This window comes from Shewanella sp. HL-SH5 (genome assembly GCF_051163755.1).
In the GTDB taxonomy this organism is placed as follows: domain Bacteria; phylum Pseudomonadota; class Gammaproteobacteria; order Enterobacterales; family Shewanellaceae; genus Shewanella; species Shewanella glacialimarina.
Window position 1 is genome coordinate 1,111,729 of sequence record NZ_CP195038.1, and the last position, 24,425, is coordinate 1,136,153.

At 37.6% G+C, this 24,425-nt stretch carries 21 protein-coding genes and 2 pseudogenes; 21 read left to right on the top strand and 2 right to left on the bottom strand.

Features of this window, described 5'->3' with window-relative positions; translation table 11 throughout:
* Positions 1 to 32 precede the first annotated feature (32 nt).
* From rfbA to ACRWQM_RS04915, 19 genes and pseudogenes are all read left to right on the top strand, one after another.
* Positions 33 to 902, top strand: coding sequence for a glucose-1-phosphate thymidylyltransferase RfbA (gene rfbA / locus ACRWQM_RS04825; protein WP_434931424.1), 870 nt, complete (start codon positions 33 to 35; stop codon positions 900 to 902).
* Positions 903 to 904: 2 nt separating this feature from the next.
* Positions 905 to 1,780, top strand: a complete 876-nt coding sequence (gene rfbD / locus ACRWQM_RS04830) for a dTDP-4-dehydrorhamnose reductase (protein WP_434931425.1) — start codon at positions 905 to 907, stop codon at positions 1,778 to 1,780.
* A complete protein-coding gene (gene rfbC, locus ACRWQM_RS04835) occupies positions 1,781 to 2,320 on the top strand; it encodes a dTDP-4-dehydrorhamnose 3,5-epimerase (RefSeq protein WP_434931426.1) in 540 nt (179 codons plus the stop codon).
* Between the two features lie 14 nt (positions 2,321 to 2,334).
* Complete coding sequence (locus ACRWQM_RS04840) at positions 2,335 to 3,249, top strand: WxcM-like domain-containing protein (RefSeq protein WP_434931427.1); 915 nt, start codon at positions 2,335 to 2,337, stop codon at positions 3,247 to 3,249.
* Positions 3,249 to 4,352 carry a DegT/DnrJ/EryC1/StrS family aminotransferase gene (locus tag ACRWQM_RS04845; RefSeq protein WP_434931428.1) on the top strand — a complete coding sequence of 368 codons (1,104 nt, stop codon included), beginning with the start codon at positions 3,249 to 3,251 and terminating at the stop codon, positions 4,350 to 4,352. The genes ACRWQM_RS04840 and ACRWQM_RS04845 overlap by 1 nt, the downstream gene beginning before the upstream one ends.
* Entirely contained in the window at positions 4,349 to 5,599 is a 1,251-nt protein-coding gene (locus ACRWQM_RS04850; RefSeq protein WP_434931429.1) for an O-antigen translocase, read from the top strand. The genes ACRWQM_RS04845 and ACRWQM_RS04850 overlap by 4 nt, the downstream gene beginning before the upstream one ends.
* 45 nt (positions 5,600 to 5,644) lie before the next feature.
* Complete coding sequence (locus ACRWQM_RS04855; protein ID WP_434931430.1) at positions 5,645 to 6,682, top strand: hypothetical protein; 1,038 nt, start codon at positions 5,645 to 5,647, stop codon at positions 6,680 to 6,682.
* 40 nt (positions 6,683 to 6,722) lie between these two features.
* Positions 6,723 to 7,820 (top strand): EpsG family protein, encoded by a 1,098-nt coding sequence (locus tag ACRWQM_RS04860; protein ID WP_434931431.1) that lies wholly within the window; start codon positions 6,723 to 6,725, stop codon positions 7,818 to 7,820.
* A gap of 58 nt (positions 7,821 to 7,878) precedes the next feature.
* On the top strand, positions 7,879 to 8,715 hold the full coding sequence (locus ACRWQM_RS04865) for a glycosyltransferase (protein WP_434931432.1): 837 nt from the start codon (positions 7,879 to 7,881) through the stop codon (positions 8,713 to 8,715).
* Between the two features lie 51 nt (positions 8,716 to 8,766).
* Positions 8,767 to 9,459, top strand: a complete 693-nt coding sequence (locus tag ACRWQM_RS04870) for a glycosyltransferase family 2 protein (RefSeq protein ID WP_434931433.1) — start codon at positions 8,767 to 8,769, stop codon at positions 9,457 to 9,459.
* Positions 9,456 to 10,016: an acyltransferase gene (locus ACRWQM_RS04875; protein ID WP_434931434.1), complete on the top strand. Its 561-nt coding sequence runs from the start codon at positions 9,456 to 9,458 to the stop codon at positions 10,014 to 10,016. The genes ACRWQM_RS04870 and ACRWQM_RS04875 overlap by 4 nt, the downstream gene beginning before the upstream one ends.
* Positions 10,017 to 10,024: 8 nt before the next feature.
* Positions 10,025 to 11,161, top strand: a complete 1,137-nt coding sequence (locus tag ACRWQM_RS04880; RefSeq protein WP_434931435.1) for an NAD-dependent epimerase/dehydratase family protein — start codon at positions 10,025 to 10,027, stop codon at positions 11,159 to 11,161.
* 27 nt (positions 11,162 to 11,188) lie between these two features.
* Entirely contained in the window at positions 11,189 to 12,190 is a 1,002-nt protein-coding gene (locus tag ACRWQM_RS04885) for a hypothetical protein (RefSeq protein ID WP_434931436.1), read from the top strand.
* Between the two features lie 13 nt (positions 12,191 to 12,203).
* Positions 12,204 to 13,151 carry an NAD-dependent epimerase/dehydratase family protein gene (locus tag ACRWQM_RS04890; RefSeq protein ID WP_434931437.1) on the top strand — a complete coding sequence of 316 codons (948 nt, stop codon included), beginning with the start codon at positions 12,204 to 12,206 and terminating at the stop codon, positions 13,149 to 13,151.
* Complete coding sequence (locus ACRWQM_RS04895; protein ID WP_434931438.1) at positions 13,148 to 13,696, top strand: sugar transferase; 549 nt, start codon at positions 13,148 to 13,150, stop codon at positions 13,694 to 13,696. The genes ACRWQM_RS04890 and ACRWQM_RS04895 overlap by 4 nt, the downstream gene beginning before the upstream one ends.
* Positions 13,697 to 13,919: 223 nt before the next feature.
* Positions 13,920 to 15,854 carry a polysaccharide biosynthesis protein gene (locus tag ACRWQM_RS04900; protein WP_434931439.1) on the top strand — a complete coding sequence of 645 codons (1,935 nt, stop codon included), beginning with the start codon at positions 13,920 to 13,922 and terminating at the stop codon, positions 15,852 to 15,854.
* A gap of 379 nt (positions 15,855 to 16,233) precedes the next feature.
* Positions 16,234 to 16,746: pseudogene (locus ACRWQM_RS04905) on the top strand (MBL fold metallo-hydrolase); the annotation flags it as partial.
* A gap of 76 nt (positions 16,747 to 16,822) precedes the next feature.
* Positions 16,823 to 18,000, top strand: a protein-coding gene (locus ACRWQM_RS04910) for an IS3 family transposase (RefSeq protein WP_434929781.1) whose coding sequence is annotated in 2 segments (ribosomal slippage) — positions 16,823 to 17,081 and positions 17,081 to 18,000 — 1,179 coding nt in all. Because the reading frame shifts where the segments join, the coding sequence is not laid out codon by codon here.
* Between the two features lie 30 nt (positions 18,001 to 18,030).
* Positions 18,031 to 18,906, top strand: a pseudogene (locus ACRWQM_RS04915) (MBL fold metallo-hydrolase RNA specificity domain-containing protein); the annotation flags it as partial.
* A 476-nt stretch (positions 18,907 to 19,382) separates the two neighbouring features.
* On the opposite strand, the gene ACRWQM_RS04920 reads toward ACRWQM_RS04915, so the two are convergent.
* Entirely contained in the window at positions 19,383 to 19,673 is a 291-nt protein-coding gene (locus ACRWQM_RS04920) for a GIY-YIG nuclease family protein (RefSeq protein ID WP_434931440.1), read from the bottom strand.
* Positions 19,674 to 19,856: 183 nt separating this feature from the next.
* The gene (locus ACRWQM_RS04925; protein WP_434926769.1) at positions 19,857 to 21,686 is read right to left on the bottom strand and encodes an ABC transporter ATP-binding protein; all 1,830 of its coding nucleotides are present in this window, start codon (positions 21,684 to 21,686) and stop codon (positions 19,857 to 19,859) included.
* Between the two features lie 214 nt (positions 21,687 to 21,900).
* Here ACRWQM_RS04925 and ACRWQM_RS04930 point away from each other — a divergent pair, with 214 nt between their 5' ends.
* Together ACRWQM_RS04930 and ACRWQM_RS04935 are read left to right on the top strand one after the other, a co-directional pair.
* The gene (locus ACRWQM_RS04930) at positions 21,901 to 23,469 is read left to right on the top strand and encodes a DNA-3-methyladenine glycosylase 2 family protein (protein WP_434931441.1); all 1,569 of its coding nucleotides are present in this window, start codon (positions 21,901 to 21,903) and stop codon (positions 23,467 to 23,469) included.
* A gap of 73 nt (positions 23,470 to 23,542) precedes the next feature.
* Positions 23,543 to 24,100 carry a methylated-DNA--[protein]-cysteine S-methyltransferase gene (locus ACRWQM_RS04935; RefSeq protein ID WP_434931442.1) on the top strand — a complete coding sequence of 186 codons (558 nt, stop codon included), beginning with the start codon at positions 23,543 to 23,545 and terminating at the stop codon, positions 24,098 to 24,100.
* The last annotated feature ends 325 nt before the right edge of the window (positions 24,101 to 24,425 follow it).

Below are 24,425 nucleotides of genomic sequence, written 5' to 3' on the forward strand. Positions count from 1 at the left end.
TGGCATGTATAACGTAAAACGATTGAGGATTTATGAAAGGAATTATTTTAGCAGGCGGTTCAGGAACTCGTTTATACCCACTGACAAGAGGTGTATCTAAACAGTTATTGCCAGTATATGACAAACCAATGATCTACTATCCAATGTCAACATTAATGCTTGCAGGCATTCGCGATATATTGATTATTACTACGCCAGAAGACAATGAAGGTTTTAAACGTTTATTAGGCGATGGTTCTGATTTTGGGATCAATTTAACGTACGCAATACAACCTTCACCAGATGGCCTAGCACAAGCATTTTTGATCGGTGAAGAATTTATCGGTAAAGACAGTGTGTGTTTGGTCTTAGGTGATAATATTTTTTATGGCCAGTCTTTTAGTAAAACATTGAAGAATGCGGTTAATCGTGAAAACGGTGCCACAGTATTTGGCTATCAAGTCAAAGATCCAGAAAGGTTTGGTGTGGTTGAGTTTGATAAAGATATGAAAGCAATTTCAATAGAAGAAAAGCCAACCAAGCCAAAATCAAATTATGCTGTTACTGGTTTATATTTCTACGACAACAGTGTTGTTGAAATGGCAAAACTAGTAAAGCCGTCACACCGCGGCGAGTTAGAAATTACCACATTAAATGAAATGTATTTGAACCAAGGTAACTTAAATGTAGAGATACTCGGTCGCGGTTTTGCGTGGCTAGATACTGGTACCCATGAAAGTTTGCATGAAGCGTCTTCTTTTGTACAAACCATAGAACATGTGCAAGGCCTAAAAGTAGCTTGCCTAGAAGAAATCGCGTGGCGTAATGGTTGGTTAAGCTCTGAACAGCTCGCTGAATTGGCCAAGCCAATGATGAAGAACAGCTATGGTCAATACTTGGATCGTTTAGCTAACGGAGTTTAAGTATGAAAATATTAATAGCGGGTAAAAATGGCCAAGTAGGTAGTTGTTTAGTTGATCTACTCGAAGCACAGACTGAGCTTACATTTTTAGCATTAGAGCGTGAAGAGCTTGATATCACCGACCCAGTTCAGGTCAATAAAATAGTTACAGAGTTTCAACCTGATATAATCATTAATGCAGCAGCTTATACCGCTGTAGATAAAGCTGAACAAGAATGTGAATTAGCCAACGCTATCAATAATGATGGTCCCAAAAATCTTGCGCATGCGGCAAATAGAATCAATGCTACTATCATTCATATTTCAACAGATTATGTCTTCGATGGCGATAGCGCTGAAAGCTATACTGAGTCTGATGTGACTGCACCTCAAGGTGAATACGGTCGTAGTAAGTTAGCAGGAGAACACGCAGTAGCTCACGCTTGTCCCAAACATATTATTTTAAGAACAGCATGGGTCTTCGGTGAACACGGTAATAACTTCGTTAAAACCATGCTACGCCTCGCTAAAACGAGAGAGTCTTTAAGTGTGGTTGCTGATCAATTTGGTGGCCCTACTTATGCGGGTGATATAGCCAACGCGATACTCGCAATTTCAAAGCAGATTTCGCGCGAGAGTAATGCTTATGGCGTGTATCATTTTTCTGGTTTCCCCCATGTAAGTTGGCATACTTTTGCTGAAAAAATATTTGAAATAGCAATGGATAAAGATGTTATTCTCCAGCCTATTAAAGTTAAACCAATCACAACACTAGACTATCCAACTCCAGCTAAACGCCCTGCAAACTCACGTTTAAATTGTGACAAAATTCAAAATGCATTTGGTATTAAGCAAAGTGATTGGCAAGTAGCGTTAGTGCGAATTGAAGAGTATTCATAAATGAAAGTAATCGATACGACAATCCTTGACGTAAAAATAATTGAATCTGCCGTTTTTGGAGATGAGCGTGGCTTCTTTATGGAGACCTGGAATCAACAAAAATTTGAGGAACTCGTAACTGGTAAACCGACAAAGTTCGTACAGGATAATCACTCTAAGTCCAAGCAAGGTATTTTAAGAGGTTTGCATTACCAAACTGAAAATACCCAAGGTAAATTAGTTCGTGTCGTCTCTGGTGAAGTATTTGACGTTGCGGTAGATATACGCAAAGAGTCTCCAACATTTGGTCAATGGGTAGGTGTATATCTGTCCGCAGAAAATAAACGTCAATTATGGGTGCCAGAGGGATTTGCTCATGGTTTCTATGTGACAAGTGATGAAGCAGAATTCGTATATAAATGTACAGATTATTATAATCCAAAAGCAGAAGTCAGTATTAGCTGGGATGACAAAGAGTTAAATATTAATTGGCCTTTAGTCGATAAACCTGTGCTTTCAAATAAAGATGAAAACTTAGCTATACGTTTAAATCAATTATAGAGTCAGGTGGAAAAATGATCCATAAATTAGCGGATGTCCAGTCTAAAAATATTGGTAATAATACTAATGTTTGGCAGTTTTGTGTTGTGTTACCAGGTGCAGTTATAGGCAGTAATTGTAACGTTTGTGCAAATTCATTAATCGAAAATGATGTAATTATTGGTGATAATGTAACCATAAAGTCTGGTGTACAGATTTGGGATGGGATACATGTTGAAGATAATGTGTTCATTGGACCCAATGTAACCTTTACCAATGATAAGCGTCCAAGATCTAAAGTCTATCCTGATGCATACTTGAAAACAGTCGTTAAGAAAGGTTCATCAATTGGAGCTAATGCAACCATTTTACCTGGTATCACCATAGGTGAAAATTCTATGGTTGGTGCAGGTTCTGTGGTAACTAGAAATATTCCAGATAACGCCATTGTAATGGGAAATCCGGCTAAAATTACTGGTTATGTAGCAACAAGTGCAGAGACAATTATTCCGAGTAATAACTTTGGATTGAAATATCAAGAATCAAAAGTTAACGGTGTATCACTACATAAATTTCATTTGGTGAATGACTTAAGAGGTAATTTATCCGTTGGAGAATTTGAGAAGGAAATTCCATTTACTCCTAAACGATATTTCACAGTGTTCGGTGTGCCTAATAAAGAAGTCAGGGGCGAACATGCTCATAAAGAATGTCAGCAGTTTTTAATCTGTGTTAGCGGCAGCTGCAGTGTTTTAGTTGATGATGGCAAAAATAGAGAAGAATATATATTAGATAGTATTGATAAAGGAATATATTTACCAGCGATGACATGGGGTGTTCAATATAAGTATTCAAAAGATGCCGTACTCCTTGTTTTTGCTTCTCATTACTATGATGCAGATGATTACATTCGCGACTATTCAACGTTTACACAAATGAGCCAAAAATAATGATCCCTTTTCTAGATTTAAAATCAATTAATGGTCAATACGCTGATGAGCTGAAACAAGCTTGTGCTCGAGTTATCGATTCGGGCTGGTATATTATGGGAAATGAATTAACTCAGTTTGAGAGTGAGTTTGCTGGTTTCTGTGGTGTCAAACATGCCATCGGAGTAGCAAACGGGCTAGATGCTTTAATCTTAACATTGCGTGCATGGAAAGAGTTAGGCAAGTTGAAATCAGGCGATGAAGTGATCGTACAAGCTAATACCTATATCGCTTCGATTTTAGCGATAACAGAAAATAATTTAGTTCCTGTATTAGTTGAACCTAATCCTGCTACATTCAATCTTGATCCTGACTTAGTTCGTGCAGCTATCACACCTAATACTAAAGCTATTTTACCCGTGCATTTATACGGATTAATTTCACCTATGGCAGAGCTGATGTCTATTGCAGGAGAGCATGATTTATTGGTTCTCGAAGATTGTGCACAATCTCATGGCGCTGAAATAAACGGTCAAAAATGTGGTAATTGGGGGCATGCAGCTGGATTTAGTTTTTATCCTGGAAAAAATTTGGGTGCACTTGGTGATGCTGGTGCTATAACAACCAATGATGACGAATTAGCACAAACGTTAAAGGCATTGCGTAATTATGGTTCACATAAAAAATATGAGAATTTGTATCAAGGTTTGAATAGCCGTTTAGATGAAATTCAAGCTGCTATGTTGAGAGTGAAATTGAATTTTTTACCTTCAGAAACGTTACGCCGTCAGCAAATTGCTCAACGTTATTTGTCAGGAATAAAAAATGAACTAATTATTTTACCTGAGTTTAAAGAGTCGCTTTCACATGTTTGGCATCTCTTTGTGGTCCGTTGTAATAAACGAGACCAATTACAGCAGCACTTAATTAATTCAGGTGTCCAAACATTAATTCATTACCCAATTCCTCCACATCAACAAAAAGCCTATGCTGATATGGCATTGCAATGTTTACCAATAACTGAACTAATTCATAATCAAGTCGTATCACTACCGTTAGATCCAACAATGTGCGATGAGTCAGTCGATGCTGTTATTGAAGCTGTAAATGGCTTTAATGCATGAGACGTCTTCTAAAAGTCACTGCCATGACAGGGTTACTAACTCTTCTAAAAATGGTAATGGGCTTTGTAATAGCTAAAGTAGTGGCCGTTTACACCGGCCCTACAGGTTTAGCTATGTTAGGGCAGGTACAAGGGGTTGTGGCGGTTCTCAATGGATTAATCAATGCTCCTGCTGCCAATGGGGTAGTTCGCTTTACCGCAGAGAAACAAGCTGAAGGTTATGAAGCATGTTCTCCTTGGTGGAAAGCTTCATTGCAATGGATTTTGATACTAGCTGGGATTACTATTCCAGTAGCGTTATTGCTATCTGATTATTTAGCTATTTTATTATTTCAAGATGTAACACTTTCTTGGATTATTACTGTTACGGTTTGTGTTCTACCCTTATCCGCTATTGGGACACTTTGTAATTCAGTCATCAATGGTCAGCAAAACTATCGTCGCTATGTTGGTTTAGGCATGCTCTCGGCAGTTATATCGGCTGCATTGATGTTAGGAATGATATTTTACGCAAATATAAAAGGTGCACTGCTCGCAGCGGCATTGCAATCAGCATTGATTGGTTTAGTGATGTTATGTGCCAATTTACGCCAACCTTGGTTTAAATTACGGTATTGGTGGGGGACCACAAGTGTTACAGCGCGCAAATCCATAGGTAACTATACGCTAATGGCGATAACGACTGCGTTGACCTTTCCTGTATCATTAATTCTGGTTAGGAATATCTTAGTTGCAGAAGTGGGATGGGAGTCAACTGGCCACTGGCAAGCTGTTTGGAAAATATCAGAAGTTTATCTCAGTGTCATCACCCTAGCTTTAGGTACCTACTATTTACCCAAGTTATCATCCTTAGTTGGTGTGGATTCAATAGTTAAAGAGATACATCATACAGTCAAAATAATTTTCCCTATTGTTTGTATTATGGCCCTTGGCGTATATTTATTAAGAGATGTCGCTATATGGCTATTATTTACTGAAGAGTTTGAAGCAGCACGAGATTTGTTTGCAATACAATTAACTGGTGATGTGGTTAAAATTTTAGCTTGGTTATATGCATATCCAATGTTGTCAAGGGGGGCTACGAAATGGTTTATTTCAACAGAAATAATTTTTTCTCTTAAGTTTGTATTGCTAGCATACTTTTTAGTCAAGTTATATGGTGTTTCCGGTGCAAATATTGCTTATTTAATAAATTACTCCATATATTTTATATTTGTATTCTTAAACGTCAGAAAGTTTTCCGTTTAGTTCTTTTTAATCATGTATTTATATTTTTAGCGTTAGGATGGTTTTGTGAAAATAGTTATCCCTGTTATAGGGTTTGGTCGAGCCGGTGGTGAACGTGTACTTTCAAAATTAGCGACTGAATTAATTGGTGATAATAAAGAGAACGATGTATCTTTTGTTAAACCACGAAATGGTACAAAACCTTACTATCCTACAAGCGCTAATATTATTGAGTCTACATTTCATTCTGATGGTTTTAAACCATTCGATTATTTAAGAAACCTTTTAGAAATTGTTATTCTGTGTAGAAAGCTTAAACCAGACGTAGTTATCGCCAATTATTTTATAACTGCATATTTAGCTATTTTTTTATCACGTAAAACGTCAAAGTATTACTATATACAAGCCAATGAATCCAAAATAAATAAAAACATTATTTTTAAGGTTTTAGCATTTTTTAGTTATCTTTTACCGTTGAAAAAAATTGTAAATTCAACACAGTTGTTACCAAAATGGTTAAATAACTATATCGCTGAAATTCCAGCAGGAGTGGATTTAAATTTATATAAAAACAAAAAAGTTAAACGAGATATTTCAAAATGGAAAGTAGGGTTTATTGGAAGAAAAGAGAAATATAAAGCATCAAATGAAATTGTAGACATACTTTTTTCATTAGAAGAGCATCTAAAAGAAAAAATTGAAGTTCATGTTGCATTGTATTTATCAGATGACAATAAGGATAAATTATTTGCCTATAATTTCCATGAAGTCAATTCTGACGCTGATTTGGCAAATTTTTATAACGAATGTGACATTTTAATAGCCGTTGGGCTGATTGAAGATGGTGCATTTCACTACCCTTGCGCCGAAGCCATGGCATCCGGTTGTCTAGTAATATCGAATTATGCCCCACTAAAAGACTCCCATTTGCGGATAGATAGTTTCTCAGCATTGGATGTCACAGATAAATTGACATACTGTCTGGAAATTATGAGTCCTAAACAAATTGATTCTGAGATTGAAAGGAATTCTCAAATCATGCAGAATTATTCGTGGAAAAATATCGGTTCAAAATTTAAGACTATAATATCTTCGGGTAAATAGTCATGAAAAATAAACTAACATTGCTAAATGTGATTGATAAATGATTGTCTACTACGCTCCAATAATATTTGTATTAGTGTCTCTTGTTTTTTTATTCGTTAGAGCAAGAGGCGTAAATTTATTACTATCAACAATATTGGTTTTATTTGTAACATTTATAACCGGAAGTAACTATTATGCAGTATCAGATTATGATAACTACATTGAATTATATAATAGTATTCCAGATATATCAGTTTTTAAATTTTCTGATTTAAAATACTACTATGGTGAAATTGGCTTCGTCTATTTGGTTTCTTTGCTAAAATATTTTTCAATTCCTTTTGTTGCCTTTACATTGGTATTATCATTTATATCGATAGCTTTAAAATCTTACTTTTACGCTGAATTTAATAAAAATGCATTCTACAGTATATCAATGTATTTATGTTTGTATTTTATATTAGTCGAATTTATTGTTATTCGTTGGTCGGTTGCAGTAGCATTTATTTTGGTGGGATACTGTTTTATATTTTCCAAGAAATATATATATGGTATGTTTTTTTTATTGTGTTCATCTGTTTTTCATTACTTTTCCTTGATGTTTATTGTTTTATCATTATTCATAAATCGTTTCTTTTCATTTCGACTTTATTTAGTATCTATTTTATCCGTTACATTTGTATCTAGTCTATTGTCGCTATTAGATTTAAGTTTTATCAGTAGCTTTGATACTAACATTAGCACGACGATTGCATTTTATGTTTTAGAAAAAGATACAGAGATTGGACTAATATCTAGAGCGAAAGTTTTTATATATGCAGTTATTATTCTATTTTATCTTGGCTTTAAAAGTCGTGATTATATTGATAAATCATCAAGATTCTTAATTAATAGTTCGATGATATTTATATTTTTCTCCATCCTTTTCTTTGAGTTTCCGGCATTATTTCAACGTGCAACTGTTATAACTGATGTTTTTTGTATCGCAACTTTAGTAAGAATAGCTGAATGTAAATTAAAAGGTAATATTGTTAGTTTGTTTTACATTCTATTATCTTTCGCACTTGTATTCATACTGTGGTCATTTATTGATGTAAATAATAGTTATAACATACGAGTATGGGATTACGAATCCTGGTCAATATTTCTGTATTAACCTTATCATTATAAATTGAAGAGTTATTGTTTTGCTTAATAATATAAAAAGTAAATTAGTGGCAGTTATAACAACTTTTGATCCTGACTTTATGTTGATTGAAAGATTGAAGTTATTAGATGAAAAAAATATAAATTCAATTATTCTAATTGATGATTCTGGTATTGGTAGAGTCGACCTGTACATGTCAGAACTGTCAAAACTAGGTGTTATCGTTATAAAAAACAGTTCTAATCTAGGTATTGCAGCTTCATTAAATGTAGGGTTTGAAAAAGCGTTGGAGTTGAAGGCTGATTTTGTTCTGACATTAGACGATGATAGTGGACTCTCTACTACTTATGTTAGTACTCTTATGTCATTTTTATTAGACAACTCTAATGAAAAAGTTGTTGCTTGTGGTGTAATCCAAAATGAAGAATGTTTAACATCAGAAACGAATTCTACTAATACACAAAAACGAAACCTTATTACTTCTGGTTGCATTTATCCTGTATCTGTTATTAGTGATATTGGTTTTTTTAATGAAGATTTTTTTATTGATTTAGTTGATTTTGAATTTTGCACTCGGCTTAGGAGAGCAGGATATGCTCTATTTGAAGTTCCACTAGCTAAAATGACTCACACAATTGGATCCTCTGTAGTTATTAATCTGTTGGGAATGGATGTTATTGTTTATAATCACAATCCATTTAGGTTATATTATCAAATTAGAAATGTGTACCTTTATATTTACAAGTATTTATTAATAGATCCATTATATTGTGCATATCTTTTAATAAATGTCATTAAAGTATTCATTAAAATTATTTTTTTCGAATCAAATAAACTCGCAAGACTTAAATTTTATCTTAAAGGCACATTCCACGGATTAATAAATTCTGGCGGTCGTTTATGATGATTATCCAAGTATCATGCAATAAAGAGGTTTGTCTTGATTAGTGTATGTATGGCTACCTACAATGGTAGTCCTTTTATTAAAGAACAAATTGAATCAATCCTAGAGCAGCTTAGTGCTTATGATGAGTTAGTTATTTCAGATGATGGTTCAACTGATAATACATTAGACGTTATTAGAGAGATTAATGATAGTCGGATTAAAATATATATTAACTCAGGTGTCAGAGGTTATTCAGGTAATTTCGAAAATGCTTTAAGCCTTGCTTCTGGTGCAGTAATTTTTTTGTCAGATCAAGATGACATTTGGTTTCCTACTAAAGTAAAGTTATTCTTAAAAGCATTAGACCACTCTGACTTTGTTATCAGTGATGCTAGAGTCGTTGATCCAGATTTGAATGTTTTAGATGAATCTTATTTTGATTCACGTTCAACATCATTCGGATTTCTTAACAGTTTAATTCGCTGTAGATATTTAGGTTGTTGTTATGCATTTAAACGGAATGTTTTATCTAAAGCATTACCTTTTCCCAAGAAGCATAAACTGTTACCTCATGATCTATGGTTAGCTTTAGTTGGTGAGAGTTATTTTTCAGTTTCATATCTAAAATTTCCCCTTGTTTATTATCGAAGACATTCAAGTAATGTATCAGATGGAGGTGAACTTTCTTCTAATAATCTAGTTACAAAATTTAAAATAAGAGTTTACTCGCTTCTAAATATTGCTAAGGTTTTATTTAAATGAAATTTATTTGGATGTTAAGAGCTATTCGCTACAAGATATTTTTTGGTTCTTTTGGTTTAATGTCATACATAGGTAAACCTATTTACATTTCTGGGGTAAAGAATATTTTCTTCGGCAAAAAGGTTAGAATATATCCGCATTCACGGATTGAATCTTTAGGCGGTAAAATTAAAATTGGTGATAATGTATCCGTAGGACAAAATTTGCATTTGATTAGTAAACTAAATGTTGATATTGGTGATAAAACCACAATATCAGCAAACGTATTTATTTCAGATGTCGATCATGAATATAAAACTATTAATGTTCATATTATGGAACAAGCACTACATTCTAAAGAAACAGTTATTGGTGAAAATTGTTTCATCGGGTATGGATGCGTCATCTTACCTGGTACCATTCTCGGTAAACAATGCATTGTTGGAGCAAACTCTGTTGTAAAAGGCGTTTTCCCTGAGCATTGTGTTGTTGCAGGTAGCCCTGCAAAAATTATTAAACGTTATGATGTCAACGATGGAATTTGGAAGAAAACTGATGTTTTTGGAAACTTTTTTTAGGATTTAAAATGAAAAAAAATGTATTAATTACTGGTGGTGCGGGTTTTATTGGTTCTAATTTAGCTCTTAAGTTAATAGAAAATGGTTGCAATGTAACAGTGCTCGATAATTTATCACCTCAAATACATGGTGATGACCCAGAGTTATCACCACTGTATCGGTCAATAAAAGGTAAGGTTAGATTTATCCATGGAACCGTAGAGTCACGTGAAGATTGGATAAATGCGTTAACAGATATTGATACAGTGGTACACCTTGCGGCAGAAACTGGCACTGGTCAGTCAATGTATCAAATACAGCGATACTCTGATGTTAATATTAAGGCCTCCACCATATTTTTAGATTTGATCGCAAATAAAAAACACAATATCACCAAAATGGTAATTGCATCATCACGTTCAATTTATGGTGAAGGTAAATATGAATGCTCTGAGCATGGCATTGTCTACCCGAATGCGCGTATTGAAGGGGATATGGGTTCAGGTGATTTCAATGTTAAATGTCCAGTTTGTTCTGTCAACGTTGAATTACTTGCTACTGACGAAGAAAGTAAAATTCATCCTTCTTCTATCTATGGTGTTACTAAACAAGTTCAAGAACAAATGTTTATGATCACTGGGCAAAGTGCTGGGATTCCTACAGTGTCTTTGCGTTTTCAAAACGTTTACGGTGCAGGGCAGTCTTTATCAAACCCCTATACAGGCATTCTATCCATATTCTCAACTCGTATTAAAAATGGCAATGATATAAATATCTTTGAGGATGGACTCGAAAGTCGTGATTTTATTTATATTGACGATGTTGTTGAATCTATAGTGCTTTCTATTTTCAGTGAGGAAGCTAATTATCAAATTTTCAATGTCGGATCGGGCGTTTGTACCGATGTTCTGACGGTTGCGGAAACGTTGAAAAATGTATATCAATCGAGTTCCGAAATACTAATTAGTGGCAATTATCGGGTTGGAGACATTCGCCATAATTTTGCTGATTTAACGTTGATTAAATCTAAAATTGGTTTTGAACCTAAAGTCGATTTTGTCACTGGGATGAAAAAATTTACTGATTGGGTTAATGAGCAAGAAGTTCAAACTGATTTATATGAAAGTTCAATTGCTGAGATGAAAGCAAAAGGTTTGTATAAGTAACTAATCTTGATTAAGTGTTAATTAATTATGCTAAAAAATAAGAAAGTACTTTTTATTGCTCCATCTTTTTTTGGATATGAACTCGATATAGTTGAGCAGTTTATTGCATTGGGTGCAGATGTTGATTACTTTGATGAACGCCCATTTACATCCTCTGTAGCTAAAATCCTTAATAGATTAAACTTTAAAGCCTTTATTAAGAGTGGTATTGAAAAGCATTTTACAAAAATTTGCAATAAAGCTGATGAAACAAAATACGACTATTTGTTAGTGATATCTCCAGAGACTTTAGAAAAAAGTTTTATTGACAAGATACAGTCTACTAATAAAAGTATGATTTCAATTTTATATATGTGGGATTCTTTTAGAAATAAGCCCAACGCAAAAAAAATTGTATCTTGTTTTGATAGAGTATTTTCTTTCGATCCGACTGATCGGATCAGTTGTGTCGATATAAATTTCTTGGCGCTTTTTTATAATAATGATTTTAAATACATTGAAAGAGATGCATTAAGTTCTACTCAATATGCAGTGTCTTTTATAGGCACTGTTCATAGTGATAGAGTCAAACTTGCTAAATTGATTATGAAGCAATTTGAAGATAGAGGTTATGACACTTTTAGCTTCTTCTATTGTCCTAGTAAGTTACTTTTTATATTAAAAAAAGTGTTTACTCGTGAATTTGATTTCATCTCTTTTAACGAAGTCTCTTTTACTTCAATGTCAAAGTTAGAGATAAAGGATGTTTTTCTCAATTCTAGCGCTGTAATCGATATTCAACACCCCGATCAAACTGGATTAACCATGCGCTCTGTAGAAATGCTTGGTTTAAATAAGAAATTAATCACCACAAATGCAGATATAAAAAATTATGATTTTTTCAATAGTCATAATATTGCAATAATTGACAGATACTCCCCCAGCATTCCTGAAGAGTTTATTGATGCTAACTACCTACAACCAAATGATAGTGTGGTGAATCAATATTCAATCCAGAGTTGGCTTAGATCTCTGTTTAATGAAAATTAAAGGAGGTTCTTCTATGTTCAATAGTAGCTCTACCGAGTTTTGTCCTGAATCAGTTTTATTAACGGGATCTAGTGGGTTTATCGGTTCATATGTGAACCGATTACTTGATTATCGGTGTGCTATTGCTCGCCGAGTATTTGATCCTAAATTGAGTAATGAACGTCAGGTATCTATATCAGACATTATTGAATCTCAGACTTCGTCATTACTCAATGAAACTCAAGTAATCATCCACCTAGCAAACTTAGCTCATGCAACTTGTTATACTAGCTTAGAGTTACAATCTGTTAATGTAGATTTAACCTTAAATTTGGCCAGAAAAGCTGCCAATCTCAAAGTTAAGCGTTTTATTTACGTCAGTTCAATCTTAGTTAACGGTATTAACTGTTCAGATAGTCCTTTTTCCTCTGAATCTAAGGCTTCACCTAACAGTCCATATGCTAAGTCTAAATGGGATGCCGAAGTTGGCTTAAAGAAGATTGCACAAGAAACAGGATTAGAAGTGGTCATTATCAGGCCTACTTTAGTTTATGGTCCAAATGCTCCAGGAAATTTTGGTTTATTGTCTAAGTTAGTTCAAAAATTGCCTTTTTTACCCTTCGGGTTTGTTAATAATAAACGTGATTTTATCGCGGTTCAAAATTTAGCTGACTTGCTAATGACTTGTTCAAAACATCCAAATGCGGCGGGGCATACCTTTTTAGCATCTGATGGGCATTCCATATCAACAAAGGAATTTACTAACGCTATTGCTAAAGGACTGGGAAAATCTGCTATTCAAATACCTGTTCCTGTCAGTGTAATGCGTATAGTGGCCAAGTGCGTGGGTAGATCTGCGATGATAGAACAGTTAGTTGGCAATTTAGAGGTTGACAGTTCAAATCTTCAGGATGTCTTGAGCTGGACACCACCTTATACGATGGAGCAAGCAATGGATTCACTTTCAGGGAATAACAAATGATTCGTTTTATAGATTTTTTAGCTGCATTCTTTGGTCTGTTATTACTTTGGCCTATTCTATTAATTGTTACTATTGTTGGTTTATTTGATACTGGCTCGCCTATTTTCATCCAAACACGTGTTGGGAAATATAAAAAACCGTTTAAACTGATTAAGTTTCGCACTATGTCAGTTGAGACTAAGTCTGTAGCAAGTCATCTAGCTAATAATGCATCGATTACCAAGTTAGGCAACTTTTTACGAAAAACTAAAATTGATGAGCTACCGCAATTGATTAACGTACTTAAAGGTGAAATGAGCTTAGTGGGTCCTCGTCCTAATTTATTTAATCAAGAAGAGTTGATTGTCGAGCGTGATGCATTAGGAGTGTATAATGTCTTGCCAGGCGTAACAGGTCTCGCTCAAGTTCAAAATATCGATATGTCGACCCCACAACTTCTGGCCGAAACAGATAGACAAATGATTGATGGATTAACTATTTCGAATTATTTTAAATATATTCTGATGACCATTACAGGTAGTGGTTCTGGTGATGCAGTGAAGTAGTGCCTATCTGAAGAAGGTTTATTAACCTTTTGTTCAAGTTGCCGTTTTTGTTAGATAACATTAGATAATTTACCGTATCTGTAAATTTATAAAACTTAACGTAGTTTAGATCGGGTTTTAGTCTTTTAATGGCTGTTTGTTCTAACTATACAAAGTACAATGGATGTACCTATTTTAGGTTGTAGTAGTTTTGATTAAAAATAATTTTATTCAGGAGCGCAAAATGGATTTTTTGCAAAGCATTTTTTCTCTGCCTCGGGCTTACAAACGAGTAGTAAGCCTGTTGGTCGATACTCTGTTTATTTTGTTTAGCTTCTGGTGTGCCTTGTTTGTTCGCTTAGATAATGTGTCACTATTCTGGGATCCATCCTATTGGATGGTTGTTGCCACAATTTTACCTATTAGCTTGTTTGCATTTACTCGGTTGGGTTTATATCGTGCTGTGTTGAGGTATATGGGATTACAAGCTCTAATGGCAATATTTGTTGGGGTTGTAATATCAACAATCGCACTTGTCACAGTGTCTTTTTATACCGATACCAATATACCTCGTACAGTACCACTAATTTACATGGCTTTCTGCTTAGTGCTAATTGGCGGTTCGCGCTCTTTATTACGTTCTCTAGTCGGTACCGGCATCAAACGTGTTGGTGAGCCTGTTATTATTTATGGTGCAGGAGTTAGCGGCCGTCAGTTACTTACCGCCTTAGTGCAAAGTCACGAATATTATCCTTTCGCATTTGTTGATGACGATAAGACTCTTCATGGTACTGTACTTCAGGGAGTGCATGTTCATCCTCCTTCGATAATTCGCAAGTTAATTAAGCAAAAGTCTGCTACAAAAGTATTGCTTGCTATACCTAGTGCTACCCGCTCTAGACGCCAGCAGATTTTAAGTTCTCTTGAGCCTTTAGCAGTTCAGGTATTAACTATTCCGGCAATGTCAGATTTAGTCAGCGGTACAAAATTATATACGGATATAAAAGAGGTCGAGATTGATGATCTTTTAGGGCGAGATTCAGTCTCTCCCCGTCAGGATTTACTTGCTGGTAATATTAAAGGCAAAGTGGTCATGGTAACAGGGGCAGGTGGTTCTATAGGCTCAGAGTTATGCAGACAAATCTTGAAGCAAGCTCCTAAGAAGTTAGTCTTATTTGAATTGTCAGAATTCGGCCTTTATGCAATAGAACGAGAGCTGAATGCTACCGCATTAGATTTAGGTTTAGATGTTAAAATTTTCCCTATGATGGGCTCAGTGCAGCGTGAAAATCGAGTTAAAGCCATAATGGAGTCTTTTGGTGTACAAACGGTTTACCATGCCGCTGCTTACAAACATGTTCCGCTTGTTGAGCATAATGTTGTTGAAGGGGTAAGAAATAACGTATTTGGTACCCTGTACACTGCCAGAGCTGCGATTGAAGCTAAGGTTGAAACATTTGTTTTGGTGTCTACTGACAAAGCGGTGCGCCCAACAAATGTAATGGGTACAACCAAGCGTATGGCTGAGTTAGTACTGCAAGCTTTTGCTAAAGAGAAACATAGCACTCGTTTTTGTATGGTTCGCTTTGGTAACGTGCTTGGTTCATCAGGGTCTGTTGTGCCACTATTTAGAACTCAGATTGCTAATGGTGGTCCTGTTACTGTTACTCACCCTGAAATTACTCGTTTTTTTATGACTATTCCTGAGGCATCTCAATTAGTTATTCAAGCGGGCGCTATGGGCAAAGGTGGTGATGTGTTTGTTCTTGATATGGGGAAATCTGTCAAAATTGTTGATTTAGCCAGTAAAATGATCCGTTTGAGTGGTTTTGAGGTCAGAAGCGATACAAACCCAGACGGTGATATAGCAATCGAGTTTAGTGGTTTGCGACCAGGTGAAAAACTATACGAAGAACTGCTTATTGGTGATGATGTTACTGGTACTGAGCACGAACGTATCATGACAGCTAATGAAAATTTCCTTAGTTGGGCAGAGTATTCTAAAATTCTGGAGCGCTTAGACATTGCTTGTCATGAATTTAATCATGAAGCTATCAGAGACATTTTGTTAACCACGCCAACAGGTTTTGCACCTACCGATGGAATTTGTGATTTGTTGTACCAACAGAAAGCAAAAAATTCATTTTCTCAAAACAAAGTGGTTAATTTTGCATCTTAGATAGCAAAGTTTATTCAATACAGATTGTGATTTAATATGTTTAAAGCCTTGAGTGAAAACTCAAGGCTTTTTACGTTTTTGGGGAGCAGATCCCGGCCAAGAAGCGTTGCCGGGATGACCCCGGTGTTTTTAAGGTTGTTAACTTGATCAAGCTCAGCCAAGCTATGTCACCTCCTTCAACCTCAGTCATCAGTCAAACAGAGTTCACTGTGGCAGTTTCTATTTGTCATCCTCCATATCCCTTTGGCTGCTCCTATTTGTTATCCAAGTGGCAGGCCCCATTTAGTCATCCCCGAGATCTGTTATCGGGGATCTCGCTTTCCGTTTAGGCTGTTTTTTGTGCTAAGTTAAGTCTATCTAAAATATAAAAGGGATTTTTATGCGGATACTTCATCATGGGGCGGTAAATGGGGTGACAGGTTCTTGTCACCAATTGGATATCAATCAAGGTGAGGCTTTATCGAGTTACCTTATCGATTGTGGCTTGTTTCAAGGCGCAGAAACGGCGGGTAAGTCTTCTGCTGAGCAGCTTCAAATTGAGTTTGATATTAGTGCTATTCAAGCGTTAATTGTTACTCATTGTCATATTGACCATGTCGGTCGCATCCCTTATTTAATTGCAGCAGGTTTTGATAAGCCGATTTATGCCACTAAAGCGACTGCGGCATTGTTGCCGTTAGTGATTGAGGATGCATTAAAAATTGGCGTGACGCGTGATAAAAAGTTAATTGATGCTTTCTTATTAAAGCTTCGGTCATTAATACGGCCGATAGATTATCATCAATGGGTATCATTGCCGCTTGTTGACTTCACTACTAAGCAGGATGAAGTGACTGAGGTCAAACTTAAGTTTAAACCCGCAGGACATATCTTAGGTTCAGCCTATGTTGAGTTTGTAGTGGCATAGTTATTTTGGCCACCTAAATAGAGGTGATATTATTACCTCGTAAATTACTTTAGGTGAACACATGAGATCGACAACCCGAAAAACATTTAGTCCTGAATTCAAACTTGAAGCAGCCCAATTAGTCCTAGATAAAAACCATAGCATCATCGAAGCTGCAAAGGCGATGAACGTGGGTAAATCAACCATGGATAAATGGGTGAGACAGTTAAAACTAGAACGCCAGGGTGGCACGCCAAAAGCCTCTCCCATTACCCCTGAACAAATTGAAATTCGTGAGTTGAAGAAACACATAGCACGTATTGAGGAGCATAATCTTATCCTAAAAAAGGCTACCGCTCTCTTGATGTCAGACTCGATGAACAATTTGCGCTAATCAGCCAACTCAAGCAGAGCCACTCTATTCTCACAATTTGTAATGCATTCAAAGTGCATCGAAGTAGCTATAAATATTGGCTAAAAAGAAAAGAGCATATTGATGCTGATTTTACAATTTTATGCAGTGAAGTGAAGACCGCGCATCGTATTAGTAATGGCTCTGCCGGTGCTCGAACGATAGCGCAATTAGTGACTAACAAAGGGATTAAACTTAGTCGTTATCGAGCCCGTAATCTCATGATAAAGCTTGGGTTAGTCAGTTGTCAGCAGCCTAAGCATGCTTATAGGAAAGCAACACAAGAGCATGTAGCTATCCCTAATACGCTTAATCGACAGTTTGCTGTTACCCAACCAGATCAAGTGTGGTGTGGCGACGTGACGTATGTTTGGGTCGGTAATCGTTGGGCATATTTAGCGGTTGTTCTAGATTTATTTTCCCGCAAACCTGTGGGATGGGCTTTGTCATTATCGCCAGATAGTGAACTGACGTGCAAAGCCTTGAATATGGCGTTTGAGTTAAGGGGTAAACCTGAGAATGTGATTTATCACAGTGATCAGGGTTCGCATTATACTAGCTTGAAATTTAGGCAGTTATTATGGCGTCTTCAGATTGAGCAAAGTATGAGTCGTCGCGGGAATTGTTGGGATAACGCACCAATGGAGCGTTTCTTTAGAAGTTTGAAATCTGAATGGGTACCTGTAAATGGTTATGGGAATTTTACAGAAGCAGACAAAGCGATCACAAATTACATCACTGGATATTACAGTGAAACTAGGCCCCATCAATATAATGGTGGGTTAACGCCAAATGAGTCAGAACGTTTATATTGGAATGACTCTAAAACCGTGGCCAATTTTACTTGACCACTACAGTTTGACCTAATAGGTAAAGCAAAGCATCGAGTGGTGTTTTCGGGGGATTTAGGTGCCACTTATGCTCCTTTACTGGCCAGTCCCCGCAGTCCTTATCGTGCCGATACGTTAGTCATTGAATCTACCTATGGTGATAAGAATCATCTGGGGCGAAAAGACCGCAGTAAGTTACTTAAGCAGATTATTGAAAAGTGTGTTGCCGATAATGGTGTGGTACTTATTCCTGCATTCAGCATTGGCAGAACTCAAGAGTTATTATATGAGTTTGAAAACATTATAGCTAAAAACCAGCATAATCCTATTTGGCAAAATATTGATATTATTGTCGACTCTCCTATGGCAGCTAAGTTCACCCAGAAGTACCTGCAATTCTAAGCTTTATGGGATAGTGAAGCTAAACGGGTGGTTAATAAAGGCCGTCATCCGTTAGATTTTGAGCAACTTTATACTATCGATAGTCATCAAGACCATCTAGAGGTGATCAATTACCTTAACTCTCGTAATAAGCCTGCAATCGTTATTGCAGCCTCTGGCATGTGCAGTGGTGGTCGGATTATGAATTACCTAAAACGCTTTTTATCTGAGCCTACCGCTGATGTGTTGTTTGTTGGCTATCAAGCTCAAGGTACTCCTGGTAGAGACATTCAAAACTTTGGCCCCGAAGGGGGTTATGTGATGTTGGATGACGAACGTATCGATATTAAAGCCGGTGTGTATACTATAAGCGGTTACTCAGCCCATGCTGATCAAGCTAATTTAATTAACTTCGTCAAACGCATGCATCATAAACCCAAACATATTCGCATAGTGCATGGTGATGATGAGGCCAAACAAGCCCTTGCAGACAAGTATCGCCAACTACTACCCGACTGTAATGTGGTGATTGGTAAAGCTTAGGGTCTACGTCATTTCGCGAGTTGTTATTTAAGGCATTTAGATTTTATAAATCAGATCCCGGCCCAGAAGCATTACCGGGATGACGGTAGGGGATGTATTACCGGGGTAATGGTAGGTGGAAACTTACCGGGATGACGCTACGTGGAAGCTTACCGAGATGGCGCTAGGTGGATACATTACCTCTATGAGTACCGGTTTGATTTTTTTCTTCGTCATCCCCGAGATCTTTTATCGGGGATCTCGATTTTAGATATTTTGTATGAAGATTAGATCCCGGCCCAGAAGCATTACCGGGATGACGGTGGGTGATGCATTGCCTGTATGACTGCCGACGCGGCATTACCAATATGATTGCCGGTTTGATGTTTTTCTTCCTCATCCCCGAGATATTTTATCGGGGATCTCGATCTTGGTAGTTGGCCGGTAGTGGCCGATATTGTACGTAGAGCATTTGATTTGAAGGCATATTGTAGGATTTAAAGTAGATCATCATAAAGATCAAACCAGTAAGGGTTATTTTTCTCTATCAGTTTGATTTTCCAATCTCGATGCCATTTTTTAAGTTGTTTCTCACGAGTGATGGCTTGATAAATATCATCATGAATTTCAAAATAAACTAATTTCTTGGTGTTATATTTTTTACTAAACCCATCACATACGTTATTTTTGTGTTCATATATACGTTTTATGAGTGAAGACGTTACCCCTATATAAAGAGTGCCGTTAGGTTTGTTGGTGAGTATATAAACGTATGATTGCTGATCCATAGCAGTGAAAACCTATCCATAGTTAGCGTGTTTTCTGGTTATTATGGTAGTTGATAAAATTGCTTTTGGCATATAGCGGTAACAAGGCGCAGGTACTGGTAATAATGTTATTGAGCGCTCAAATAAGTCCAGAGAACGTCATCCGCTATTTTTGTTCGTGCGGATGACGCCATTTAAACTGGGTTAATCTAGCCCTAAAAACCCTCCAGTTTGATGTGCCCATAGCTGGCTATAAATACCGCCACTGGCGATAAGTTCTTGGTGGCTACCTTGCTCAACTATTTTGCCTTTGTCTAATACGATTAACCTGTCCATCGCGGCTATGGTTGATAGTCGATGGGCGATGGCGATAACGGTTTTACCTTCCATTAATTCATATAATGATTCTTGAATCGCCGCTTCAACTTCAGAGTCGAGTGCTGATGTGGCTTCATCTAACAGCAAAATAGGGGCATTTTTAAGTAATACCCGGGCAATGGCGATACGTTGGCGTTGTCCGCCTGACAGTTTGACACCACGTTCACCAACTTGAGCATCCAGGCCGACATTGCCATGTGGGTCTGTTAATGCGGCAATAAACTCAGTAGCTTGTGCCTGTTGAATAGCAGCAACTAATTGTGCTTCGCTGGCATTAGGGTCACCATAAAGAATGTTTTCACGAATGGAGCGGTGTAATAGTGATGTGTCCTGTGTCACCATGCCGATATGAGCGCGTAATGAGTCCTGGGTGACATCTTTTAATCCCTGTTGATCAATTAAAATCTCACCTTTTTCGATGTCATGAAAACGCATTAATAAATTCACTAGGGTAGATTTACCCGCGCCTGAACGCCCCACTAAGCCGACTTTTTCACCGGCTTTAATGTGCAAGTCTAGCCCTTCAATCACGCCCGTTTTTTCACCGTAATGAAAGCTTACCTGGTTGAAGTCAATTTGCCCTCGGCTAACATTGAGTGGTTTGGCATCGACTTTATCTTCAATCAAAATAGACTTAGATAAAGTATTCATTCCATCTGTCACTGTGCCGATATTTTCAAATAATGAACTGATTTCCCACATTATCCATTGTGACATGCCATTGAGTCGCAGTGCTAAGCTAACCGCAATAGCGATAGCGCCGACTGTGATGGCATCGTCCGCCCATAACCAAATAGATACCGCAGTAATAGTGAAGGCTAAGATGTAGTTGATGATTTGTACTGATACGTTAATCACGGTGACCAGACGCATTTGGCCGTAAACGGTTTTTAAAAAAATCATCATGCTGTCTTTGGCGTAATCGGTTTCTTGTTGGGTATGAGAAAACAGTTTTACGGTGGCTATATTGGTATAGCTGTCAACAATTCGCCCTGTCATGGTTGAACGTGCATCGGCTTGTTCTGTTGCTATAGCTTTAAGTTTTGGTACTAATTTCCATTGGATAGCCACATAAGCCGCTAACCAAATTAGCATCGGCAGCATTAGGCGTAAGTCTGCGCTGGCAATCATGACTAACATTGAGGTGAAGTAGACTAAAATGTATACCAATACATCGAGTAGTTTCATCACAGTTTCACGTACAGCAAGGGCTGTTTGCATGACTTTGGTGGCCACTCGGCCTGCAAAATCATCTTGATAGAACGAGATACTTTGTTTTAGTAAATAACGGTGTGCCATCCACCGGATAGCCATAGGGTAATTACCTAACAAGGTTTGATAAACAATTGATGCATGTAGCCAAACTAGAAAGGGAATAACGACTAACACGATAACCGACATGGTGATTAATGTGTCACCTTCATCTTGCCATAATGTCTGAGGGTTTTTCGTCACCAACCAGTCAACCAGTTGCCCCATAAAGCCAAAAAGGGACACTTCTAGCATCGCCAAAAGAGCCGTTAGCACCGACATCGCAATTAATGGCGCGCCGAACCCTTTGGTATAATGACGGCAAAAAGCATATAAGCTTTTGGGTGGCTGAGTCGGTTCTTCGGGTGGCAAAGGTTGTACGAGTGATTCAAAAAATTTAAACATGCAAGGCTCTGGTTATTCTTCAATAATCTTTGCTGTTAGGATACCTCAAGTACTTTATAACCTCAGTATTATTTACCGCTAATATTGAGAGAAATGTAAATGGCTGTGTTTGTGGTGGTTGTTCAATTAGGGGAGGCTTCAGTACCGATTTCCGCTAGTGCAAAATGGTCTGCTGACGTAAAGTAAGCTTATTATTCATTCTACTGGTGCCATTGTGGCTATTCTTCCTGAACATGACTGTACGATTTTGGCCGAGGTGTGTCGTCAAGCTAGGCTTAGCCGTGACGCGCGGTTTGATGGCCAATTTTATACGGGTGTTTTTAGTACAGGGATTTATTGTCGCTCTATTTGTCCCGCGTCACCGCCGCATGAGAAAAACGTTCGCTACTTTGACAGCCCAATTAAAGCGGCTAATCATGGCTTAAGGCCTTGTTTACGTTGTCGTCCAGACAGTGCGCCTCACTCCTATGCGTGGATAGGCACTCAAACCACATTACAGCGGGCGATAAAGCTAATCGACAATGGCGCAATGGCAGGTGAGTCGGCTCTAAGTGTTGAACAATTGTCTGACAAACTCGGCATTAGCAGCCGATATTTAGTGAAATTATTTACTCAATTTCTGGGCACATCACCAAAGAAATATGCTCTATATCAGCAAGTGATGTTTGCTAAAACATTATTACATCAAACGGCGTTGCCGATAACCGATGTAGCACTTGCATCTGGGTTTAATAGTATCCGCAGTTTTAATGACACATTTAAGCAAGCGCTACAATTAACGCCAACATCACTAAGAAAGAATCTTAGTAAAGCCTCTATTGATAGAAGCGACAAAACAGTTCAAACAGTGTCGACGGATATGCAAAGCAACCATCAAAACACCTATCAACGCGATGTTATAAACACCCGCGCGAGCATCACCTTAAAACTTAGCTATCGTCCCCCCTTAAACTGGCAGGCAATGCATGACTTTTATCATTTAAGGCAAGTTGCCAATATGGAATGGTTGGCTGACGATATTTATGGTCGAAGTTTTAATCTTAATGGCGTTAAAGGCATATTGCAGCTCAAACACATAGAGACTAAGTCACTGTTTGAACTTGCGGTAAGCTTTGTCGAACCAACAGAATCACGTTATTTAGCTGCTGTGGTTAATGCCGTCAGAAAAATGCTCGATTTAGATGCTGACATGTTAACCATTGAAGGCCAGCTCAAAAGTATTAAGGCTATCGATATCAGTGCAGTTGCATTAAAGCCGGGTTTAAGAATACCGGCTACATTTTCGGTGTTTGAAGCGGCCTGCCGCGCCGTGCTTGGTCAACAAGTTAGTGTGGTACAAGCCTCTAAGTTGCTCAATACTCTGGTGGAACATTATGGTGAGAGTATAACGCTTGGTCAGCAAACGTTTAGGTTGTTTCCAACGCCTGAAGCCATTGGCAGTGCTAGTTTAGATGAACTGAAAATGCCAGGGGCAAGAAAGTTGGCATTAAATGGCTTAGGTAATTTTGTGCATAATAGCCCGCAGTCTTCACCACTTGATTGGCTTGATGTTAAAGGTATTGGCCCCTGGACTGTCGCCTATGCGCAAATGCGCGGTGAGAGTCAGTCTAATGTATTTTTGATTGGTGATTTAGTGATCAAAAATCGCTTAAAAGCATTATGTGACAAAAGTGCTACTAGCATGGAAACCGCAAAACAATATCAACAACTGGCAGATCAGGTTGCCGAGCAAGCCGCGCCATGGGGCAGTTACTTAACGTTTCAGTTATGGTCAGCCGAGTGATGTTGGTATTACTTAATCTCGGTATGATTTAATTAAAGCCCGCCTGGATTTAATTTATACAAGGATACACAAAATGGTTAATCAATATCAGCCGCCAGTATTAACAGTCAATTTAACCAGCCCTGTGGGGGTGTTGTCAGTAAAAGCGTCAAGCGAAGGACTGACTCATTTGACGGTTGTTGATATTAGCCGTCAATCGGCTGCTGTTGAAACATTTGGTGAGGTTATTGAACTTGAATGTAATCGCGAGCAATCAGATGACCTAAGTCGACAACAAAAGCATCTTGCTCAGCAACACATAAACAAGGTCCATAAGCAGTTAACTGAATATTTTGCCGGTAAGCGTAAGGTGTTTGAGTTATCTCTCGCGCCCAAAGGTACTGTGTTTCAGCATCAAGTTTGGCAAGCGTTATCAGCCATGCAATTTGGCGAGATATGCAGTTACAGCGACATTGCTAACGGTATAAATCGCCCTAAAGCGGTAAGGGCAGTTGGTGCTGCAAATGGGGCCAACCCGATTGCGATAATAGTGCCATGCCACAGAGTTATTGGTAAAAGTGGTAAGTTAACCGGTTATGCCTATGGCTTAGATATGAAGCAATTCTTGTTAGGGTTAGAAGCTAAATATTAAAATGCCAAGTAAGATGTTGCTCGGATTGAATAAATAGAAAAGCCAGATCCCGGCCCAGAAGCATCGCCGGGATGACGCTAGGTTAGAGGTTGTGGGATGAGGATCTAGTGTGCTTATTTCCGGGATGACGATCTAGTGTGCTTATTGCCAGGATGACGATAGGTTCTACATTTTGGGATGACTTTACCTTCGTCATCTTTGAGACTATTTTGTTCAGTCATCCCCGAAATCTGTTATCGGGGATCTCGCTTATTATTTCCATTTTAAAGTCTTTCCGATAATGTCGATGCATTACGTCATCCCCGAGATCTGTTATCGGGGATCT

What these genes read in the sequence shown, in the direction of transcription:
- rfbA (WP_434931424.1), top strand. Translation starts at nt 33, where the DNA reads ATGAAAGGAATTATTTTAGCAGGCGGTTCAGGAACTCGTTTATACCCA.
- rfbD (WP_434931425.1), top strand. Translation starts at nt 905, where the DNA reads ATGAAAATATTAATAGCGGGTAAAAATGGCCAAGTAGGTAGTTGTTTA.
- rfbC (WP_434931426.1), top strand. Translation starts at nt 1,781, where the DNA reads ATGAAAGTAATCGATACGACAATCCTTGACGTAAAAATAATTGAATCT.
- ACRWQM_RS04840 (WP_434931427.1), top strand. Translation starts at nt 2,335, where the DNA reads ATGATCCATAAATTAGCGGATGTCCAGTCTAAAAATATTGGTAATAAT.
- ACRWQM_RS04845 (WP_434931428.1), top strand. Translation starts at nt 3,249, where the DNA reads ATGATCCCTTTTCTAGATTTAAAATCAATTAATGGTCAATACGCTGAT.
- ACRWQM_RS04850 (WP_434931429.1), top strand. Translation starts at nt 4,349, where the DNA reads ATGAGACGTCTTCTAAAAGTCACTGCCATGACAGGGTTACTAACTCTT.
- ACRWQM_RS04860 (WP_434931431.1), top strand. Translation starts at nt 6,723, where the DNA reads ATGATTGTCTACTACGCTCCAATAATATTTGTATTAGTGTCTCTTGTT.
- ACRWQM_RS04870 (WP_434931433.1), top strand. Translation starts at nt 8,767, where the DNA reads ATGGCTACCTACAATGGTAGTCCTTTTATTAAAGAACAAATTGAATCA.
- ACRWQM_RS04875 (WP_434931434.1), top strand. Translation starts at nt 9,456, where the DNA reads ATGAAATTTATTTGGATGTTAAGAGCTATTCGCTACAAGATATTTTTT.
- ACRWQM_RS04880 (WP_434931435.1), top strand. Translation starts at nt 10,025, where the DNA reads ATGAAAAAAAATGTATTAATTACTGGTGGTGCGGGTTTTATTGGTTCT.
- ACRWQM_RS04885 (WP_434931436.1), top strand. Translation starts at nt 11,189, where the DNA reads ATGCTAAAAAATAAGAAAGTACTTTTTATTGCTCCATCTTTTTTTGGA.
- ACRWQM_RS04890 (WP_434931437.1), top strand. Translation starts at nt 12,204, where the DNA reads ATGTTCAATAGTAGCTCTACCGAGTTTTGTCCTGAATCAGTTTTATTA.
- ACRWQM_RS04895 (WP_434931438.1), top strand. Translation starts at nt 13,148, where the DNA reads ATGATTCGTTTTATAGATTTTTTAGCTGCATTCTTTGGTCTGTTATTA.
- ACRWQM_RS04900 (WP_434931439.1), top strand. Translation starts at nt 13,920, where the DNA reads ATGGATTTTTTGCAAAGCATTTTTTCTCTGCCTCGGGCTTACAAACGA.
- ACRWQM_RS04920 (WP_434931440.1), bottom strand. Translation starts at nt 19,673, where the DNA reads ATGGATCAGCAATCATACGTTTATATACTCACCAACAAACCTAACGGC.
- ACRWQM_RS04925 (WP_434926769.1), bottom strand. Translation starts at nt 21,686, where the DNA reads ATGTTTAAATTTTTTGAATCACTCGTACAACCTTTGCCACCCGAAGAA.
- ACRWQM_RS04935 (WP_434931442.1), top strand. Translation starts at nt 23,543, where the DNA reads ATGGTTAATCAATATCAGCCGCCAGTATTAACAGTCAATTTAACCAGC.